Raw genomic sequence first — 19,953 nt, forward strand, 5'->3', positions numbered from 1 at the left:
CCGCGGTCGCGTGCGTCCTGCGCCCAGGGTGCTCGTCTCAGTACGACTTGGGGAGCCCCAGCGTGGTGTGGGAGACGAAGTTGAGGATCATCTCCCGGCTGACCGGCGCGATCCGCGCCACCCGCACCCCGGTGACCAGGGAGGCCAGGCCGTACTCGGTGGTCAGGCCGTTGCCGCCGAGGGTGTGCACCGCCTGGTCCACCGCCCGCACCGCCGCCTCACCGGCCGCGTACTTGGCCATGTTCGCCGCCTCGCCGGCGGCCGTGTCGTCGCCCGCGTCGTAGAGGTGGGCGGCCTTCTGCATCATCAGCCGGGCCAGTTCCAGTTCGATGTGGGCCTGCGCGAGCGGGTGCGCGACGGCCTGGTGGGCGCCGATCGGTTCCTTCCACACCTGCCGGGTGCGGGCGTACTCCACGGCCTGCGCCAGCGCGCAGCGGCCCATGCCGATGGCGAACGCGGCGGTCATGACGCGCTCCGGGTTGAGGCCGGCGAACAGTTGCAGCAGCCCGGTGTCGGTGTCCTCGCCGACGAGCGCCCCGGCGGGCAGCCGTACCTCGTCCAGCACCAGTTCGAACTGCTTCTCCGGGGCGTGCACCTCCATCGGGATGAGGTGGTGGGAGAAGCCGGGGGTGTCCCGCGGGACGATGAACAGGCACGGCTTGAGCCTGCCGGTGCGCGCGTCCGCGGTGCGTCCCACGATCAGGGTGGCGTCGGCCGTGTCCACCCCGGAGATGAAGACCTTGCGGCCGGTCAGCAGCCAGTCGTCGCCGTCCCGGCGGGCGGTGGTGGTGATCCGGTGCGAGTTGGAGCCCGCGTCGGGCTCGGTGATGCCGAACGCCATCCGCAGCCGGCCGTCGGCGAGGCCGGGCAGCCACTGGCGCCGCTGCTCCTCGGTGCCGAACCGGGCGATGACGGTGCCGCAGATGGCCGGGGAGACGACCATCAGCAGCAGCGGGCAGCCGGCCGCGCCCAGTTCCTCCAGGACGATGGAGAGTTCGGCGATGCCCCCGCCGCCCCCGCCGTACTCCTCGGGCAGGTTGACGCCGAGGTAGCCGAGCTTGCCCGCCTCGGCCCACAGTTCGTCCGGCTGCCTGCCGTCCCGGACGACGCCGTTGAAGTAGCCGCGTCCGTAGCGCTTTCCCAGGGCGGCGACGGCGGCGCGCAGCGCGCGCCGCTCGGGGGTTTCGATGGTGCCGGTCATCCGGACTCCTCCAGTTCGCGTGGTGGTACGGACTCGTCCGGCTCCACGACCGCGAGGAGGGCGCCCACCTCGACCTGCCGGCCGGGGGTCGCGTGCAGCGCGGTGAGGGTGCCGGAGGCGGGGGCGGTGATCCTGTGTTCCATCTTCATGGCCTCCAGCCACAGCAGCGGCCGGCCCTGCCGGACCCGGTCGCCCTCGGCGAGGCCGTCGGCGATCCGCACGACGGTGCCGGGCATCGGGGCCAGCAGGGAGCCGGGGGCGGTGGCCGGTTCGGGGTCGGGGAAGCGCGGGAGCGCGGTCAGCGCGTACGCCCCGGCGGGGCCGTCCACGTGGACCCGGTCGCCGTACCGGCTCACCCGGTACGCCCGGACCACCCCGCCGGCCTCCAGCCGGACCACCTCCCCGGTGGCTTCCACGACGCGGGTGCCGGAGCCGTCGGCGGGTGCCAGGCCGCGGCGGGTCAGGTGGTACCGCACCTGGCGCACCTCGCCGGACGGCTCCACCCGGTAGGAGCGGGACTGCGGCTGGGCGGGGAGGTTCCGCCAGGCCCCCAGCCGCGCCGCGGTGCCGCCCGCCCGGGTGGCGGCCGCCGCGTCGGCCAGCGCGGCGGCCAGGGCGGCGAGCCCGGTGTCCCCGGGGTGGGGGGCGGTGAGCCGCTCCAGGTGCCGCTCGTAGAAGCCGGTGTCCAGCCGGGCGGCGGCGAAGTCCGGGTGGCGCAGCGAGCGGACGAGCAGGTCCCGGTTGGTGACCGGCCCGTGGATGCGGGCCCGCTCCAGGGTGCGGGCCAGGATCCGCACCGCCTCGTCGCGGGTGGCGGCCCAGGCGATCACCTTGGCCAGCATCGGGTCGTAGTACGGGCCGATCTCGTCGTCGGCGCCGTACCCGGCGTCCACCCGGACCGCGCCCCGGGCGGGCCCGCCGGTACCGAAGCCGCCGCCGGTCGCGGAGTCGCCGCCGGTCGCGGGCGCGCCCGGTTCCGGGGTGCCGCCGATCTCCAGCCGGTGCAGCACGCCGGTCTGCGGCCGCCATCCGCGCCCCGGGTCCTCGGCGTACAGGCGGGCCTCCACCGCGTGGCCGGCCGGGCGCGGCGGGTCCGCTTCGGGCAGCGGGCGCCCTTCGGCGATCCGGATCTGCCAGGCGACCAGGTCCAGCCCGTACACCGCCTCGGTGACCGGGTGCTCGACCTGGAGCCGGGTGTTCATCTCCAGGAAGTACGGGCGGTCCCCGGCGACCAGGAACTCCACCGTGCCGGCGCCCCGGTAGCCGACCGCGCGGGCCGCCGCGGTGGCCGCGTCCCGCAGCGTCCGGTCCAGCGCGGCGCCCAGGGCGGGGGCGGGGGCCTCCTCGATGACCTTCTGGTGGCGGCGCTGGAGGGAGCAGTCGCGGGTGCCCAGCGCCCATACCGTGCCGTGCCCGTCGGCGAGCAGCTGCACCTCCACATGGCGGCCCAGTTCCAGGTAGGGCTCGACGAACACCTCGCCGTCCCCGAACGCGGCGGCCGCCTCGGCGGCGGCGGCCGCCAGTTCGCCGGCGAGCGCGGCCGCTTCGCGGACCACCCGCATGCCCCGGCCGCCGCCGCCGGCCGCGGCCTTGACCAGCACCGGCAGGTCCGCCCCGGTGATTTCGGCCGGGTCCAGGTCGGCCAGCAGCGGTACCCCGGCGGCCGCCATCAGGGCCTTGGCGCGGGTCTTGGAGGCCATCGCCTCGATGGCCTCCGGTGGCGGCCCGATCCAGGTCAGGCCCGCGTCGCGGACCGCGCGGGCGAAGCCGGGGTCCTCGGAGAGGAAGCCGTAGCCGGGGTGGACGGCGTCCGCGCCGGCCGCCAGCGCCGCCCGGACGACGAGGTCGGCGCGCAGGTAGGTGTCGGCGGCGGCCCGGCCCGGCAGCCGCACCGCCGCGTCGGCCTCCCTGGTGTGCGGCGCGGTCTCGTCGGCGTCGGAGTACACCGCGACGGTGGACAGGCCCAGGTCGCGGCAGGTCCGGAAGATCCGGCGGGCGATCTCGCCCCGGTTGGCGACGAGCACCGTCTGGATGGCATCAACCACGGTCAACCTCACAGGCCACGGGAAACTCACGGTCCACGGAACAGCGCACGGTCCTCACATCCGGAAGACGCCGAAGCCACCGCGCACGCCCTCGACCGGCGCGGTGTGGACGGCGGACAGGCACAGGCCGAGGACGGTCCGGGTGTCCCGGGGGTCGATGACCCCGTCGTCGTACAGCCGCCCGGACAGGAACATCGGCAGCGACTCGGACTCGATCTGCCGCTCCACCATGGCGCGCAGCGCGGCGTCCGCCTCGTCGTCGTAGGGCTGCCCCTTGGCGGCGGCGGAGGCGCGGGCGACGATGGACAGCACCCCGGCGAGCTGCTGCGGGCCCATCACCGCGGACTTGGCGCTGGGCCAGCTGAACAGGAACCGCGGGTCGTAGGCCCGGCCGCACATGCCGTAGTGCCCGGCCCCGTACGACGCGCCCATCAGCACCGACAGGTGCGGCACCCGGGAGTTCGACACCGCGTTGATCATCATCGAGCCGTGTTTGACGATGCCGCCCTGCTCGTACTCCCTGCCGACCATGTAGCCGGTGGTGTTGTGCAGGAACAGCAGCGGGATGTCGCGCTGGTTGGCCAGCTGGATGAACTGCGCGGCCTTCTGCGACTCGGCGCTGAACAGCACCCCCTGGGCGTTGGCCAGGACGCCGACCGGATAGCCGTGCAGGGTCGCCCAGCCGGTGGCCAGGCTGGGCCCGTAGAGCGGCTTGAACTCGTCGAAGTCGGAGCCGTCGACGATCCGGGCGACGACCTCGCGCGGGTCGAAGGGGACCTTCAGGTCGCCGGGGACGATGCCGAGGAGTTCGTCGGCCGGGTACCGGGGCGGCTCGGCCGGGCCGGGATCGGGCTGTGCCTTGCGCCAGTTGAGCCGGGCCACCACCCGGCGGCACTGGCGCAGCGCGTCCGGTTCGTCGACGGCGAAGTAGTCGGCGAGGCCGGAGGTCCGGGCGTGCATCCCGGCGCCGCCGAGTGACTCGTCGTCGCTCTCCTCGCCGGTGGCCATCCGCACCAGCGGCGGCCCGCCGAGGAACACCTTGGACCGCTCCTTCACCATGATCACGTGGTCCGACATGCCGGGGATGTAGGCGCCCCCGGCGGTGGAGTTGCCGAACACCACGGCGATGGTGGGGATCCCGGCGGCGGACAGCCGGGTGAGGTCGCGGAAGAGCGCCCCGCCGGGGATGAAGATCTCCTTCTGGCTGGGCAGGTCGGCGCCGCCGGACTCCACCAGGCTGATCAGCGGGAGCCGGTTGGCGTAGGCGATCTCGTTGGCGCGCAGCGCCTTCTTCAGCGTCCAGGGGTTGCTGGCCCCGCCGCGTACCGTCGGGTCGCTGGCGGTGATCAGGCATTCGACGCCCGCCACCACGCCGATCCCGGTGACCAGGGAGGCGCCCACCGTGTGGTCGGTGCCCCAGGCGGCGAGCGGGGACAGCTCCAGGAACGGCGTGTCCTGGTCGAGCAGCAGCTCGATCCGGGTCCGGGCGAGGAGCTTGCCGCGCCCGAGGTGCCGGGCCACGTACTTCTCACCGCCGCCGGCCAGCGCCTTGGCGTGCTCGGCCTCGACGTCGGCGAGCCGGGCGAGCATCGCGGCGCGGTTCTCGGCGTATTCCGGGCCCGACGGGTCGAGCGCGGAGGCGAGGACGGTCACAGCAGAACCTCCGGGATGTCCAGCCGGCGGGAGCGCAGCCACTCCCCGACGGCTTTGGCCTGCGGGTCGAACCGGGCCTGCGCGGCGACTCCGGCGCCGAGCAGCCCGTCCACGGTGAAGTTGACCGCGCGGAGGTTCGGCAGCAGGTGCCGTTCCACCGGGAACCCGGCGGTCTCCGGGAGCAGTTCGCGGAGGAGGCCGGTGGTGAGGGTGTGCGCCAGCCAGCGCCAGGCGTCGTCGGTGCGGACCCACACGCCGATGTTGGCCGCGCCGCCCTTGTCGCCGCTGCGGGCCCCGGCGACGAGGCCGAGCGGTACCCGCCGGGCCGGGCCGGGCGGCAGCGGTTCGGGCAGCGGGGGCGGCAGCGCGGGCAGCGCCGGTGGGCTGCCTTCCGGGCGCGGCGCGGGCGGCACCGGGAGCCGCCGTCCGTCCGGCAGCACGGCCAGGTGCGGCACCTCCGCCGCGGCCACCGGCACCGCCTCGAAGACCCCGTACGGGGTGCCCTTGCCGGGCGGGGCGGTGAGGTGGAAGCCCGGGTAGCCGGCCAGCGCCAGCTCCACGGCGGCGTCGCTCACCGCCCGGCCGGCCTTCGCCGGGTCCCGGTCGCGCACCACCAGCCGCAGCAGCGCGCTCGCCTCCTCCTGCACGTCGGCGTCCGCGCGGTCGGTACGGGCCAGCGTCCAGCGCGCCTCGGCCGGGCCCTGCGGGCCGGTCAGCGCGGCCGCCATCTGGTCGCGGACCAGTGCCGCCTTGGCGTCCACGTCCAGCCCGGTGAGCACGAAGGTGATCTCGTTGCGCCAGCCGCCGATCCGGGTGAGCCCGGCCTTGAGCGTGGGTGGTGGGGCCTCGCCGCGCACCGGGGCGATGCGGACCCGGTCCGGGCCTTCCTGACTGAGCCGGACGGTGTCCAGCCGGCTGGTGGCGTCGGGCCCGGGGTAGCGGGCGCCGGCCGTCTCGTAGAGCAGCTGTGCGGTGACGGTGCCCACGGTGACCGCGCCTCCGGTGCCGGGGTGCTTGGTGATGACCGAGGAGCCGTCGGCGTGGAGTTCGGCGAGCGGGAATCCGGGGCGGCGTACGTCGTGTTCCCGGAAGAAGGCGTAGTTGCCGCCGGTGGCCTGCGGGCCGCACTCCAGCACGTGCCCGGCGACCTGGGCCCCGGCGAGCGCGTCCCAGTCGTCGGCGGCCCAGCCGAAGTGGGCCGCGGCCGGGCCGGTGACCAGCGCCGCGTCGGTGACCCGGCCGGTGACCACCACGTCCGCCCCGGCCCGCAGGCAGGCGGCGATGCCGGCGCCGCCGAGGTAGGCGTTGGCGGTGAGGACGTCCGTGCCCCAGCCCGCCCGCCCGGCCCGGTCCCGCAGGTCGTCGCCCTCCACATGGGCGACGCGCACCGGCAGGCCGAGCCGGTCGGCGAGTTCCCGGATGGCGTCGGCGAGCCCGGCCGGGTTGAGGCCGCCGGCGTTGGTGACGATCCGCACGCCGCGCTCGACGGCGAGGCCGAGCCCGTCCTCCAGCTGGCGCAGGAACGTCTTCGCGTAGCCGAGTCCGGCTTCCTTCATCCGGTCGCGGCCGAGGATGAGCATGGTCAGTTCGGCGAGGTAGTCGCCGGTCAGGACGTCCAGCGGCCCTCCGGTGAGCATCTCGCGGAAGGCGTCGAAGCGGTCCCCGTAGAACCCGGAGGCGTTCCCGATGCGCAGCGGCCCGGGCGCCCGGGCACCGGGGGCGGTGGCCGGTTCCGGTCCGCCGGGCAGGCCGGGGCCGGTCATCGGGCATCGCCGCCGGTTCCGGCGGGCGCCCGGTGCGGGCCGGCGGCGGGGCCCCGCGGCGGGCGGCCGGGGCCGGGCGGGCCGGCGAAGGCCTGGGCGATGTCCAGCCAGCGGTCCGCTTCCGGGCCCTCGGCGCGGAGCGCGAGGTCGTCGCGGTGCGCCCGCTGGGTCACCAGCAGGCAGAAGTCGAGGGCCGGCCCGGTGACCCGGTCCGGGCCCGGGCGGCCAGGACCGGATCCCGGCGCGGGGCCGGCCGGGCCGTAGCTCCACACCTCGCCGTCCGGGGCGCTGAGTTCGACCCGGAACTCCTGCTCGGGAGGGGTGAGGCCGCGCACCGCGTAGGCGTAGTCCCGGGCGCGCACCCCGATCCTGGCGACGTGCCGCAGCCGCGCGGTGGGGGTGCGGCGCACGCCGAGGGCGTCGGCCACGTCCTGGCCGTGCGCCCAGGTCTCCATCAGCCGGGCGGTGGCCATCGACAGCACGCTCATCGGCGGCCCGTACCAGGGCAGCCGGGCCCGGGGCGGCTGTGCGGCGAGCGCCCGGAGCAGCCGGTCCCGGCCGGTCCGCCAGTGTCGCAGCAGGTCGGCGGGGGCCCGCCGGGCGCCTTCGGCGGCTCCCTCGTCGACGAAGCTGTCCGGTGCCGCGGCGGCGCGCGCCGCCTCTCCGGCGAAGCCGGCCGGGTCGGTGGCGGCCTGCAGGGCGCGTTCGTCGGTCCAGGCGAGGTGCGCGATCTGGTGGGCGATCGTCCAGCCCGGCGCGGGGGTCGGCGCGGACCAGGCACGGTCGCCGATCCCGGCGACCAGGGCATCCAACTCCTCTCCTTCGGCACGCAGTTCGCCGAGCAGGGCGGCCGGATCGGACACGGTGGTCTCCCCTCGTCGGGGTCGAGGGTGGCAGCCCGCCAAAAAACAATCAAGCGTGATTGCATGGTTTTTTCGGCCATCGCCCGGCGGGCCGGAACGCGAACGGGCCCCCGGTGAACACCGGGGGCCCGCAGGGGCGTTGGCGGCCGCGGGGTCAGCGCCGGCCGAGCACCTTCTTGATCTTCTTGCCCGCCGGGGACTCGTCCAGCGTCTTCCACAGCCGGTCCGAGCTGGTGGAGGTGTAGACGCCGGGGGCGCCCTGCCCGCCGCAGCCCTCACCGTAGGAGACGATGCCGATCTGGTACTGGGTGGCCCGGCCCGGCACCGTGCGGAACAGCGGACCGCCGCTGTCGCCCTGGCAGGAGTCCTTGCCCTCGACGCCCGCGCAGACGTTGACCTTCGCGTCGTACTCGGCGTAGCTCACCTTGCACTCGTCGTGCGAGAGCAGCGGGACCTTCACCTCGCGCAGCCGGTCCGGGAACTGCGGCATGTCGACGTCGGTGTTGCCCCAGCCGGTGACGGTGGCCTTCTGTCCGGGGCGCAGCAGCGCGTCGGTGCCCTGGGTGGGCAGCTTGACCGGTGCGATGCCCTTCACCGGCTTGTCCAGCTCGATGAGCGCCATGTCGTAGGCGGCGTTCCTGGCGTAGCGCGGGTGGACGACGATGCCGCCGGGGTCGCCCTGGCCCAGCGACGGGCGGACCTGGCGCACCTGGCCCTGCTTGGAGTTCGACAGCACGGTGCGGCCGACCACGATCTCCATCGTCTTCGGGGTCTCCCCCTCGACGCAGTGGGCGGCGGTGAGGATCACCCGCTGGTTGATCAGGCTGCCGCCGCAGAACTGGCGGTCGACCGGGCTGCCCTTGCCCTTGCTGAGCAGCGCGGCCATGAACGGGTACGTGTCGTTCGGGGTCTCGACGCCGCCGATGATGGGCCTGACGGTGCGCTCGCCGGACCGCTCGCCGGTCGCGGCCTGCGCGCCCGGGGCGGCGGTGCCCAGCAGGGCCAGGGCGGCGCCGGCCGCCGCCGCGCCGGTGGATATGTGTCTGATGCGGCGGAGGCCGCCGGGAGAAAGGCGCATGGGGGTTGTCCTTCTCGTAGGGATACGGGACATCCCCGGGGCCGGCGCGGCGCCGCGAGCGGATCCGGGCGATGCGCGGATCACCTCGGCACGGCAGGGCCGTGCGGGGCAGGGCAGCGCGGGTCGCCGGTACCGCCGGGCGACGGACACCACCACCCTGGGGAATACGTGACGGCTCGCCACATTAGAAGTGAATTCGCACAGCCGTCAATCAATCTGGCCATGCCAACTCCATTGCCGCCAAAGGGTGTTAGTCGGGCCTTTCTCTCAGATGCGCAATCCGGCCGGGAGGTTCACTCCGTTCCCGGATTTCTTCCGGCGTTCCCCGGCGGCAGCCCCTCGGCGAGCAGTTCCGCGAGGTGGTGCGCCCGGCCGCCGGCGAGCTGCGCGATCTGGGTGCGGCAGGAGTACCCGTCGGCGAGGATCCGGGCGCCGTCCGCCGCCTGCCGGACGGCGGGCAGCAGCTGTTCCTCCGCGCAGGCCACGGACACCTCGTAATGGCCGCGCGCGAAGCCGAAGTCGCCCGCCAGCCCGCAGCAGCCGCCGCTCAGTTCCCCCACCAGGCCGGCCCGCTCCCGCAGCCGCCGCTCGGCGGCGTCGCCGAGCACGGCGTGCTGGTGGCAGTGGGTCTGGCCGACCACCGGACGGTCCAGACGCGGCGGCCGCCAGTGCGGCGCGAACTCCTCCAGCGCCCCGGCGAAGGTGCGGACCGCACCCGCGAGCCGGCCCGCCCGCGGGTCGTCGCCGAGCAGTTCGGGCAGGTCGCCGCGGAGCGCGGCGGTGCAGCTGGGTTCGAGGCCGATCACCGGCAGTCCGGCGTCCAGCGCCGGCCCCAGCACCCGGAGGGTGCGCCGCATCACGGTACGGGCCTGGTCCAGCTGACCGGTGGAGACCCAGGTGAGCCCGCAGCACACCGGGGCGGGGGGCACCACCACCCGCAGCCCGGCGTCCTCCAGCACGGCGACCGCCGCCCGGCCGACCCGCGGCGACAGGTAGTTGGTGAAGGTGTCCGGCCAGAGCACCACGGTGCGCCGGTCCCCGCCCGCGCCACCCGGCGGCCCCTGGGCGGCCCCCGTACCGGGCCGGCCGGCCGCCGCCTCGCCACCGGCCCGGTTGCCGCCGCGCTCCCGCCACCACCGGGTGAAGGGCCGCGCCGCCAGCTCGGGCACGGCCCGCTGCGGCGCGATGCCGCCGAGCCGCTTGCCGACCGCGGCGATCGGCTCGACCTTCGCCAGCCCGTTGAGCACCGGGGCCGCGCGCACCGCCGCGGCGGCCCGCAGCCAGCGCGGCAGCCGCCCCATGACCAGGTGCGCGGCCGGGCGGGCCCGCCCCCGGTAGTACTGGTGCAGGAACTCCGCCTTGTAGGTGGCCATGTCCACCTCCACCGGGCAGTCGCTGCGGCAGCCCTTGCAGGACAGGCACAGGTCGAGCGCCTCGCGCACCTCCTCCGAGCGCCAGCCGTCCTCGATCACCTCACCGGCCAGCATCTCGTGGAGCAGCCGGGCCCGGCCGCGGGTGGAGTGCCGCTCCTCTCCGGTGACCCGGTACGACGGGCACATCACCGCGGATCCGGCGGGCTCGGTGGTCCGGCACTTGGCGACCCCCACGCAGCGCCGGACGGCGGCGGTGAAGTCCCCGCCGTCGCGCGGGTAGCCGAACGCCACGTCCACCGGGCGGCCGGGCAGCACCGCGAAGCGCAGGTTCTCGTCGAGCGGCCGCGGCCGCACCAGCACCCCCGGGTTGAGCCCGCCGGCCGGATCCCACAAGTCCTTGACGTGCGCGAACAGCCGGACCAGGTCGTCCCCGTACATCCGCGGGAGCAGCTCCGCGCGCGCCATCCCGTCGCCGTGCTCACCGGAGAGCGAGCCGCCGTGCGCCACCACCAGGTCGGCCAGCTCCCCGGAGAAGGCCCGGAACCGGGCGATGCCCTCCGGCCCCAGCAGGTCGAAGTCGATACGGACGTGGATGCAGCCGTCGCCGAAGTGCCCGTACGGCGCGCCGCGCAGCCCGTGCTCCGCCAGCAGGGCCCGGAAGTCCCGCAGATAGGCGCCGAGCCGGGCCGGCGGCACCGCGCAGTCCTCCCAGCCGGGCCACGCCTCGGTACGGTCCGGCATCCGGGTCGCGGTGCCCGCCGCGTCCTCCCTGACCCGCCACAGGGCGCGCTGCCGCGCCGGGTCGGTGACGACCGTGAAGCCCCCGGACCGGACCCCGCCCGGGCCGCCCACGGTGCCGCCCGCGCAGGCGTGCAGCAGCCGGTCCGCCGCCGCCCGCGCCTCCGCCGGGCTGTCCCCGCCGACCTCCGCGAACAGCCATGCCGCGCCTTCCGGCAGCAGCTCCCGGGCGCTTCCCACCAGATCCGCGGCCATGCCCTCGACGGTCAGCGGCCGGTACGGCAGCACGGTCGGCGCCGCGTCGGCGGCGGTGCTCTCGTCCGGGTAGCCGAGCACCACCAGGGCCCGCGCCCGGGGCGCCTCCACCAGCCGCACCTCGGCCTCGGTGAGGACGCCGAGGGTGCCCTCGCTCCCGGTGAACGCGCGGGCCACGTCGCGCCCCCGCTCCGGCAGCAGGGCGTCGAGCGCGTACCCGGAGATACGGCGCGGCAGCTCGGGGAACCCGGTGCGCAGCAGCGCCAGGTGGGCGTCGGTGAGGGCCCGCAGACCGTCCCGGAGCCGGGGCGGCAGACCGTTCAGGCCCCTGCCCAGCCGCAGCGCCTCCCCGCCGTAGCCGACCGCCCGCAGACCGTGCACGTTGTCGGCGGTGGTGCCCCAGGCCACCGAGTGCGAGCCGCAGGCGTTGTTGCCGATCATCCCGCCGATGGTGCAGCGGCTGTGCGTGGACGGGTCGGGGCCGAAGGTGAGCCCGTACACGCCGACCGCCGACCGCAGCGCGTCGAGCACCACACCCGGCTGGACGACGGCCGTCCGGGTGTCCGGGTCGACGGCGAGGATCCGGTTCATGTGCCGGGTGAAGTCCAGCACCACGCCGGTCCCGGTGGCCTGCCCGGCGATCGAGGTGCCGCCGCCGCGCGGCACCACGGGCACCCCGTGCTCCCGGCACACGGCGAGCGCGGCGGCCACGTCCTCGGCGTCCCGCGGCGCGACCACCCCGGCCGGGACCCGGCGGTAGTTGGAGGCGTCCATGGTCATCAGCGCCCGGTCGGCGGCGGCGAAGGACACCTCCCCGCGGACCGCCGACCGCAGGGCACGGGCCAGACCGTCGTCTCCGCTGTGCTGTGGCATACCCCCAGCCTGCCCGCCCGGCGGGCGGTGTACCGGGCGGGCCGGGCCGGATCAGGCACGCCCCCGGCCGGACGGCTCCCGGCGCTCCCGGAACGGGAGCAGCAGCAGGGCCAGCAGCGCGGTCACGGCGAGGATGGTGCCGACGTTCGCCAGTGCCGCGGTGACCCAGGTGCCGCTCTCGCCGTCCAGCGTGCCGACCCCCGCCAGCGTGCCGGTGCCCAGGCCGCTGAGGGTGGCGGTGCGTACCGCGATCGGCGGGTAGCGAAGCTCCTTGAGCAGGCTGACCGCCGTGCCGAGGACGAAGCCGTCGATCAGCGCCCAGACGAGCAGGTTGAGCACGCCGAGGACGGCGGCCGGCACCCACGGCAGGCCGGTCTCCTGGACGGCGATGGTGGCGCACACCGGGGCGAGCAGCACGACCCCGCAGCCGAGCATCCCGATGTCGTCCCCGTACCCGCCGTCGTGCGTGTTGCCCATCAGCAGGACCGCGACGAGCACCGGGGCGAGCGCGGCCACCCAGAACACCATCGTGGGGCCGAGGGAGCTGGTTCGGGTCAGCAGCACGCCGGTGACGACGGCGGTGACCGGTGCGCTCACCGCCCAGACCCCGAGGGCCCGGAGCCCGCCCGACAGGCTGCGCGCGAACCGGCCGCGGGATCCGCCGTCCGGGTCCCGGTCGAGGTACAGGGTGGCCCCGGGGCCTGGGTGCCGTACCGAGACGCGGTGCAGGCGGGACGACAGGGCGGACTCCCGGGCCCGGCCGGGGACGGCGGGGGCGGACGGCTGTGTCGGGGGGTGCGGGACGGGGTGCGCCGGCCCGGGCGGCGGGGGCGCTCCGGGCGCCGCCGGCGCGGGCCGTGCCGGTGCCGGTCGTGCCGGTGCCGGTCGTGCCGGTGCCCCTTGGGTCAGGGCGGCGGCGTCCGGTGCGGCGGGGGCCCGGTGCCCGCCGGGGAGCCCGGGTCCGGGTGGCTGCGGGGCCGGATCCACCGGGGCGGTGGCCAGCCGCTCGCTCACCCGGGCCGCGCTCGCCGGGCGCTCGGCGCGGTCCTTCGCCAGCAGGTTCAGGACCAGTCGGTCCCATGCCGGGGGCAGGCCGGGCCGCTTCCGGCTGGGCGGGGCGGGGGTGTCGTCGAGGTGGCTCCGGAGGATGCCGTACAGGGAGACGGAGGAGAACGGCGGTTCGCCGGTGAGCATCGTGTACAGCAGGCAGCCCAGGGCGTACAGGTCGCTGCGGGCGTCCAGCACCGCTTCCCCGCGCACCTGCTCGGGCGACATGTAGGCGGGTGTGCCGAGGGTGGCGCCCAGAGTCGTGAGCTGGGCGGGATCCGCCGTGGCGTCGAACGAGCGGGCGATCCCGAAGTCCAGGACGGTCACCAGGCCGTCCGCGCCCACCAGCACGTTGCCCGGCTTGAGGTCGCGGTGCACCACTCCGGCCCGGTGGGCGACGGTGAGTGCGGCGCAGATCTGCCGGCCCCAGTCGGCCACCTGTGCCAGGGAGGGCCGGTTGCCGGCCGGCAACCGGTCGGGCGGGTGCCCGTGCAGCAGTTCCATCACCAGGTACAGCACGGTCTGGTCGTCGACCGTCGCCTCGCCGTAGTCGTGCACCGTGACGATGTGCCGGCTGGACAGCGCGGCGGCCAGCCGGGCCTCCCGGCCGAAGCGCGCCACCAGCCCGCCGGCCGCGGCGCCTCCGCTCAACCCGGTGATGGTCTTCACCGCGACCGTCCGCCCGAGCGTGAGGTCCGCCGCCTGCCAGACGGTGCCCGTACCGCCCGATCCGATCCGTGCGCCCAGCCGGTACCGCCCGCCGAGCAGTGTCCCCTTCACCGCGCGTCCTCCCCCTGCCGGGACCCGCGGCGCGTGCCGGGGCCGGCCCCCTCGGACCCGGGCGGAGGCCGGGTCCTCCGGGAGGACCTTCCAGCCCGGGACGCGTGCCAAACGCCCGCCGGGACGCGGCGGCGGGGCCGGCGGCGCGATCAGGGGTGCTCCGGGCGCCGCCGGCGCGGGCCGGGTCAGTGCATGGTGTGCGTGCCCAGCACCGACAGGTTCTCCAGCACGTCCTCGGCCGGGTCGTCGACCTGGCCGACGTCGATCAGGACGAAACGCGAACCGTTGTGGGAGTTGACCGGGGACTCGTCGGCCAGCGCCGGGCCGGTTCCCAGCGCGCAGACCACCAGGGCGGCCGCCGCCGTGGCCGCCCACCGGGCCAGGTTCCGGGCCCCGCTCCGCACGCCGCTGATCCCGCTCATATCCGTCTCCCTACGCCTTCCGGCGCGGTCCGCACCGCGCTCCGGTGTGGTTATCGATGGGTACGGCAAGAAGTTACGGAGGATCATCAGACCGAACGAGGCGTGTGTGTTCCCCCCGTTCCCGGCCGTTCCCGGCTGTTTGCGACCGTTTGCGGACACACCGTCTCAACGGCTGGACGCACCGCCGGGGGCGCCACCGCGACGGACTAGGCTGCGGCCGTGGCCGAGATCCAGATTCCCGCTGACATCAAGCCCGCCGACGGTCGCTTCGGCTCGGGCCCCTCCAAGGTGCGCACGGAGGCGCTCAGCGCCCTGGCCGCCACCGGCACCTCCCTGCTGGGCACCTCGCACCGCCAAGCCCCGGTCAAGAACCTGGTCGGCAAGGTGCGGGACGGCGTGAGCCGGCTGTTCTCGCTGCCCGAGGGCTACGAGGTGGTGCTGGGCAACGGCGGCTCCACCGCTTTCTGGGACGTGGCGACCCACGGTCTGATCGAGAACAGGTCGCAGCACCTGACCTTCGGCGAGTTCTCCTCGAAGTTCGCCAAGGCCGCGAAGCTCGCGCCGTGGCTGGCCGAGCCGAGCGTGATCTCCTCCGACCCCGGCACCCACCCGGAGCCGCGGGCCGAGGCCGGGGTGGACGTCTACGCCCTCACCCACAACGAGACCTCCACCGGGGTCGCCGCGCCGCTGCGCCGGGTCGCCGGGGCCGACGAGGGCTCGCTGGTGCTGGTGGACGCCACCTCCGGGGCCGGCGGCCTGCCCGTCGACATCGCCGAGACCGACGTGTACTACTTCGCCCCGCAGAAGTCGTTCGCCGCCGAGGGCGGCCTGTGGCTGGCGGTCTTCTCGCCCGCCGCGGTGGAGCGCGCCGAGCGGATCCACGCCTCCGGCCGGCACATCCCGGAGTTCTTCTCGCTGCCGACCGCGATCGACAACTCGCGGAAGAACCAGACCTACAACACCCCGGCGCTGTCCACCCTGTTCCTGCTCAACGAGCAGCTGGAGTGGATCAACGGGCAGGGCGGCCTGGACTGGGCGGTCGGCCGGACCGCGGCCTCCGCGCAGGCGCTGTACGGCTGGGCCGAGGCGTCCAAGCACGCCACGCCGTTCGTCACCGACCCGGCCAAGCGGTCGCAGGTCGTGGGCACCATCGACTTCAACGACGACATCGACGCCGCCGCGATCGCCAAGGCGCTGCGCGCCAACGGCATCGTGGACACCGAGCCGTACCGCAAGCTGGGCCGCAACCAGCTGCGGGTGGCGATGTTCCCGGCCGTCGACCCGGCGGACGTGGCGGCGCTCACCGCCTGCGTCGACTACGTCATCGAGCGGCTCTGACCGCGAGGCCGCCCCGGGCGCCGACCACCTGACCGTGCCCCGTCCCGCGCCGCCCGCCGGCGGTGGGACGGGGCACGGCCCGTACCCCCCGCCGGGCAAGGCGGTCAGCCGGCCCGGTCGAACCGGGCCAGCACCCGCGGCAGCGCCTCCCGCACCGACCCGTTGTGGTCGACGTCCCCCACGTCCGTCAGCCGGTGCCGGGCGCCGTTGTCCGCCAGCTGCCGGGTGCAGTGCAGCGCGTGCGAGTACGCCACATCGGCGTCGCCGGAGGCGTGGTAGAGGTACACCGGCACCTCCGGCCGCCAGTCGCAGGTGGTGTCCAGCACGTTCAGCCGCTCCCGCAGTTCTCCGGCCGGGTGGCGGACCCGGTCCCGGAACTCGTCGGTGAACAGCTCCTTCGACGTGGTCGGCAGCGCCGCGGCGATCTGCGCCGGGGTGTGGTGCCCGTCGAAGAGGTTCTCCACCTCCTTGTCGTACGGGGCCCGGAACGCCTCCCCGGGCTCGTCGTAGATGCCGTACATCCGCTGCCACGCGGTGGCGAAGTAGGCGAGGTACAGCGGGGCGTTCCGCAACTCGTCCGCGGCGGCCCCGGCCTCGAAGGTGCTCAGGTCGAACGGGCCGGCCACCGGGGCCAGCGCGCCCGGCCGGAAGTACGGGTCGGCGCCCTGCTGGAGGGCCTTGCCGAGCATCATCGTGGCCGGTCCGCCCTGCGAGAAGCCGCTGATCAGCACCCGCCGGTCCAGCGAGTGGCCGTGCTGCCGGGCGAGGGACCGGGCGGCGCGCAGCGCGTCGAGCGAAGCGGAGACGGTGGCCTCCGGATGGCCGTAGGGGTGGTGGCCGGGGCCCTCGCCGAGGCCGAGGTAGTCCGGGGCGGACACCAGGCGGCCGGATCCGGCGAACAGCAGCGCGGCGGCCCGGTCGCTCGAATCCGCCTTCACCGAGGCCACGTCGCCCCGGAAGACGGTGGTGCCGTGGAGCCAGGAGACGACGCGGAGCCGGTCCCGGCCGGTCTCCGGGACGGCCACGAGCTGGCTGGCCGTGGTGGGCCTGCCGTCCTGGTCGACGGTGCGGTACACGACCCGGTAGGCCCGCACGGCGTGGGAGGCGGCCGGCGCCTTGGTGAAACCGGCGCCCGCCAGCCGCTCGTCGACCTCCGCGGCCGACAGGTCCTCCACCTGCGTGACCGACACCACCGTGCCGCGCCAGGTCTGCTCCCCGGCCGCGCCGGGGCGTTCGGCGGCCGGCCGCCGCGGGGTGTCGCCCTGCGCGGGTGACGTCGTCATCAGCAGTGCCGCGGCGCATCCGAGGGCTAACGCCCCCGGCAGCAGCGCCTTGCGTCGGTTGTTTCCGTTCATGGCCCTCACCCTGCCGTCCGGCGGCCGGCGCCACACTGGTGGCAGCACCCGGACCGGGCCGGGGGCCCGCCCCTCCACCGTTCGGTGGACGGCGGGTCGGCCGGCGGGTCGGCCGGACGGACGACCGACGGGACGGCGGCGGGCGGCGCGGGCGGCGGGGGCGGGCGGCCGGTGGGGACGGCGGCGTGCGGCGGGGGCGGCGGGCGGCCGGTCGGGGGCCACCCGGGCCCGCGCCGGACCGTACCCGCCGCCCGGCCGGAGCGGCTCAGCGGCTCAGCCGCTGGAAGCGCCGTACCGCCAGCGGCAGGAACACCGCGGTGATCACCAGCGGCCAGACCACGGCCATCAGCAGCGCGTGCTGCTCCACCCAGCTCCCGCCGAGTCCGGCCGTCGGGGTGCCGCACAGCTCCCGGACCGCGTTGGCGGTCGAGGAGACCGGGTTCCACAGGGCGATCGCCCCCAGCCAGTCCGGCATCATGGCCGGCGGGGTGAAGACGCTGGAGATCATGCCGAACGGGAAGGCCACCGCGAAGAGGTTGCCGGCCGCCTCCTGGTTCGGGACCAGCAGCCCGAGGAGCACCCCGACCCAGGTCAGCGCGAACCGCAACAGGATGAGCAGGCCGAACGCGCCCAGCACGCCGCCCGGATGGCCGTCGGGGCGCCAGCCGACGGCGAACGCGATCGCGGCGAGCACCGCCAGGTCCAGGCAGGCGCCGATGACGTCGGCCACGCCGCGGCCGCTGACCACGGCGGACGGCGCCATCGGCATGGAGCGGTAGCGGTCCATCACGCCGCGCTCCCGGACCACGGCGACCACCACCGCGGTGCTCATGAAGCCGTTCGCCATCGTCATGGCGAACATGCCGGGCAGCGCGTAGTCCCGGTAGTCGGCGCCGTCGCCCACCACCATGGCGCTGCCGAAGACGTAGACGAAGAGCAGGACGAAGACCACGGGGGTGCCCAGCTGCCAGGCGATGGTGGAGGGCCGCCGGGCGATGTGGGTGAGTTCGGTGCGGACGATGGTCAGGCAGTCCGCCACCGCCCAGTAGGCCCGGCGTTCCGGGCCGGTGAGGACGTTCCGCAGGTCGAGTGTGCCGCTCACAGTTCCGCCGCCTCCTTGTCGTCGGTGGGCTCGGCTGCCGGGTCCGCCGGCTCCGCCGTCGGCCCGTCGGTGCGCTCCGGGTGGTCCGCGCCGGCGGCGTCCCGGTCCGGTCGCCGGCCGGTCAGCCGCAGGAAGACCTCGTCCAGGGTCGGCCGCCGCAGCCCCAGGTCCTCCAGCTCGACGCCCTGGCCGTGCAGCGTCCGGGCGGTGCCGGTGAGTGCCGGGACGGGGTCGGTGACCGGGGCGGACGCCCGGCGGGCCGCCGGGTCCGCCTCCGGCGGGGCGCCGGCGTCCGCCACCCGGGCCAGTGCGGCGACCGCGGCGGGCAGGTCGGCGGCGTGCCGCACCACGACTTCGATGCGCGCTTCGCCGACGGCCCGTTTGAGCCCGCCGGGGGTGTCGTCGGCGATCTTGCGGCCGCGTTCGATGACCGCGATCCGGTCGGCGAGCCGGTCGGCCTCGTCCAGGTACTGGGTGGTCAGCAGCACCGTGGTGCCGTCGGCCACCAGGGCCCGCACGGCCTCCCACACCTCGTTGCGGCCGCGGGGGTCGAGGCCGGTGGTCGGTTCGTCGAGGAAGAGCACCTGCGGGGCGAGGATCATGCTCGCGGCGAGGTCGAGGCGGCGCCGCATGCCGCCGCTGTACCCCTTGACGCCCTGGTCGGCGGCTTCGGTGAGGCCGAACCGGTCCAGGAGTTCGGCGGCCCGCCGGTGGGCCGGCTGCTTGCCCAGGTGGAACAGGCGCCCGAAGGTCACCAGGTTCTGGCGGCCGGTCAGCACCTCGTCGACCGCCGCGTACTGGCCGGCCAGCCCGATCCGCCGGCGCACCTCCCGGGGCCGGCTCCGGACGTCGAACCCGGCCACCTCGGCCCGGCCGCCGGTCGGCCTCAGCAGGGTGGACAGGATGCGCACCGCAGTGGTCTTGCCGGCCCCGTTGGGGCCGAGCAGCCCGTACACGGTGCCCGGCGGTACGGCCAGGTCGAAGCCGTCGAGGGCGTGGTGCTCGCGGTACCGCTTGCGCAGCGCCTCGGCGTGGATCGCGTAGCGGGGGTTTCCGGGGGGACTCACGGCGGCCTCCTGGGTCCGGCCGCACCCGGCCGGCACGGGGCGGTCGCCGCCCGCACGCTAACTGGGTACGGTGTATGCAGATACCGGGCAGCGTACACCGTACTCAGTTTCTGTCCAGCAGGGAGCCGGGAGATACGATGAGTGGCGAGATGACGACCGAACACAGCGGCAGCGGAGACGTGTCCCGCAGCCTGGAGCTCCTGTGGGGGCTCGGCGAGCGACCCACCCGCGGCCCCAAACCCGGCCTGGAGCTGGACCGGATCGTCGCCACCGCGGTGCGGATCGCGGACGCGGAGGGCCTGTCCGCGGTGTCGATGCGCCGCCTCTCCACCGAACTGGGCGTCGGCACCATGTCGCTCTACCGGTACGTCCCCGGCAAGGCCGAACTCCTCGACCTGATGCTCGACCACGTGGCGGGGTTCAGCGCCGACGACCACGACCCGGCCCTCGGCTGGCGGCAGGTCATGGAGCACGTCGCACACGGCGTCTGGGAGCTGTACGGACGGCATCCCTGGCTGCTCCAGGTGGACCAGGCCCGGCCGATCATGGGCCCGAACGCCATGGAGGGCCTGGAGTTCGCGCTGCGCGGGCTGGACGGCCTCGGGCTCACCGACCGGGAGCGGATGAACATCATCGTCGCGGTCGACGGCTTCGTCAGCGGCACCGCGCGCAGCCACCTCAACGCCGTCATGGCGGAACAGCGCACCGGCGTCAGCACCGAGGAGTTCTGGAACGCGCAAGCCCCGGTGCTCTCCCAGGTCATCTCCGGCGGGCGGTTCCCGGTCCAGGCGCGGCTCAGCATGGACGCCTTCGCCGGGACGGGCGAGGAGATCTTCGGGTTCGGGCTCAAGAGCCTGCTGGACGGGATCGAGGCGTTCATCGCGGAACGCGCCGGCGGCACGCGGCCGGCCTAGGGTCGCGCGCCGCCGCAACGCTCACGGGCCCCGGTGACCCCGGCGGCCGACGGTGGTCCTGGTGGTCCCGGCGGCCGACGGTGGTC

Annotated in this window: 14 protein-coding genes; 2 read left to right on the plus strand and 12 right to left on the minus strand. The window is 75.4% G+C overall.

Annotation, left to right across the window (positions count from 1 at the left end; genetic code table 11):
- Nucleotides 1–37 precede the first annotated feature (37 nt).
- From ACH4B3_RS17515 to ACH4B3_RS17555, 9 genes are all read right to left on the minus strand, one after another.
- Nucleotides 38–1,201, minus strand: coding sequence for an acyl-CoA dehydrogenase family protein (locus tag ACH4B3_RS17515; RefSeq protein WP_398463732.1), 1,164 nt, complete (start codon nucleotides 1,199–1,201; stop codon nucleotides 38–40).
- The gene (locus ACH4B3_RS17520) at nucleotides 1,198–3,246 is read right to left on the minus strand and encodes a biotin carboxylase N-terminal domain-containing protein (protein ID WP_398463733.1); all 2,049 of its coding nucleotides are present in this window, start codon (nucleotides 3,244–3,246) and stop codon (nucleotides 1,198–1,200) included. Before ACH4B3_RS17520 ends, ACH4B3_RS17515 begins: the two co-directional genes overlap by 4 nt.
- A gap of 54 nt (nucleotides 3,247–3,300) precedes the next feature.
- Nucleotides 3,301–4,899, minus strand: coding sequence for an acyl-CoA carboxylase subunit beta (locus ACH4B3_RS17525; RefSeq protein ID WP_398463734.1), 1,599 nt, complete (start codon nucleotides 4,897–4,899; stop codon nucleotides 3,301–3,303).
- Nucleotides 4,896–6,662, minus strand: a complete 1,767-nt coding sequence (locus ACH4B3_RS17530) for an acyclic terpene utilization AtuA family protein (RefSeq protein WP_398463735.1) — start codon at nucleotides 6,660–6,662, stop codon at nucleotides 4,896–4,898. Before ACH4B3_RS17530 ends, ACH4B3_RS17525 begins: the two co-directional genes overlap by 4 nt.
- A complete protein-coding gene (locus ACH4B3_RS17535; protein ID WP_398463736.1) occupies nucleotides 6,659–7,525 on the minus strand; it encodes a TIGR03084 family metal-binding protein in 867 nt (288 codons plus the stop codon). The genes ACH4B3_RS17530 and ACH4B3_RS17535 overlap by 4 nt, the downstream gene beginning before the upstream one ends.
- Nucleotides 7,526–7,679: 154 nt before the next feature.
- Nucleotides 7,680–8,603 carry a S1 family peptidase gene (locus ACH4B3_RS17540; RefSeq protein WP_398463737.1) on the minus strand — a complete coding sequence of 308 codons (924 nt, stop codon included), beginning with the start codon at nucleotides 8,601–8,603 and terminating at the stop codon, nucleotides 7,680–7,682.
- A 293-nt stretch (nucleotides 8,604–8,896) separates the two neighbouring features.
- Nucleotides 8,897–11,842, minus strand: coding sequence for an FAD-binding and (Fe-S)-binding domain-containing protein (locus ACH4B3_RS17545; protein WP_398463738.1), 2,946 nt, complete (start codon nucleotides 11,840–11,842; stop codon nucleotides 8,897–8,899).
- Between the two features lie 51 nt (nucleotides 11,843–11,893).
- Nucleotides 11,894–13,669 (minus strand): serine/threonine-protein kinase, encoded by a 1,776-nt coding sequence (locus ACH4B3_RS17550; protein WP_398463739.1) that lies wholly within the window; start codon nucleotides 13,667–13,669, stop codon nucleotides 11,894–11,896.
- Nucleotides 13,670–13,854: 185 nt separating this feature from the next.
- Entirely contained in the window at nucleotides 13,855–14,091 is a 237-nt protein-coding gene (locus tag ACH4B3_RS17555; protein ID WP_398463740.1) for a hypothetical protein, read from the minus strand.
- 219 nt (nucleotides 14,092–14,310) lie between these two features.
- Here ACH4B3_RS17555 and serC point away from each other — a divergent pair, with 219 nt between their 5' ends.
- Complete coding sequence (serC, locus tag ACH4B3_RS17560; RefSeq protein WP_398463741.1) at nucleotides 14,311–15,429, plus strand: phosphoserine transaminase; 1,119 nt, start codon at nucleotides 14,311–14,313, stop codon at nucleotides 15,427–15,429.
- Nucleotides 15,430–15,533: 104 nt separating this feature from the next.
- On the opposite strand, the gene ACH4B3_RS17565 is transcribed toward serC, so the two are convergent.
- The 3 genes from ACH4B3_RS17565 to ACH4B3_RS17575 form a co-directional block, all read right to left on the minus strand.
- Nucleotides 15,534–16,784, minus strand: coding sequence for a hypothetical protein (locus ACH4B3_RS17565; RefSeq protein ID WP_398463742.1), 1,251 nt, complete (start codon nucleotides 16,782–16,784; stop codon nucleotides 15,534–15,536).
- A 265-nt stretch (nucleotides 16,785–17,049) separates the two neighbouring features.
- Complete coding sequence (locus ACH4B3_RS17570) at nucleotides 17,050–17,886, minus strand: ABC transporter permease (protein ID WP_398463743.1); 837 nt, start codon at nucleotides 17,884–17,886, stop codon at nucleotides 17,050–17,052.
- Nucleotides 17,883–18,953 carry an ATP-binding cassette domain-containing protein gene (locus ACH4B3_RS17575; RefSeq protein ID WP_398463744.1) on the minus strand — a complete coding sequence of 357 codons (1,071 nt, stop codon included), beginning with the start codon at nucleotides 18,951–18,953 and terminating at the stop codon, nucleotides 17,883–17,885. Before ACH4B3_RS17575 ends, ACH4B3_RS17570 begins: the two co-directional genes overlap by 4 nt.
- Nucleotides 18,954–19,102: 149 nt before the next feature.
- Between ACH4B3_RS17575 and ACH4B3_RS17580 the strand changes: the two genes are divergently transcribed.
- Complete coding sequence (locus tag ACH4B3_RS17580) at nucleotides 19,103–19,867, plus strand: TetR/AcrR family transcriptional regulator (RefSeq protein ID WP_398463745.1); 765 nt, start codon at nucleotides 19,103–19,105, stop codon at nucleotides 19,865–19,867.
- Nucleotides 19,868–19,953 lie beyond the last annotated feature (86 nt).

This window comes from Streptomyces sp. NPDC018031 (genome assembly GCF_044327625.1).
GTDB lineage: Bacteria > Actinomycetota > Actinomycetes > Streptomycetales > Streptomycetaceae > Streptomyces.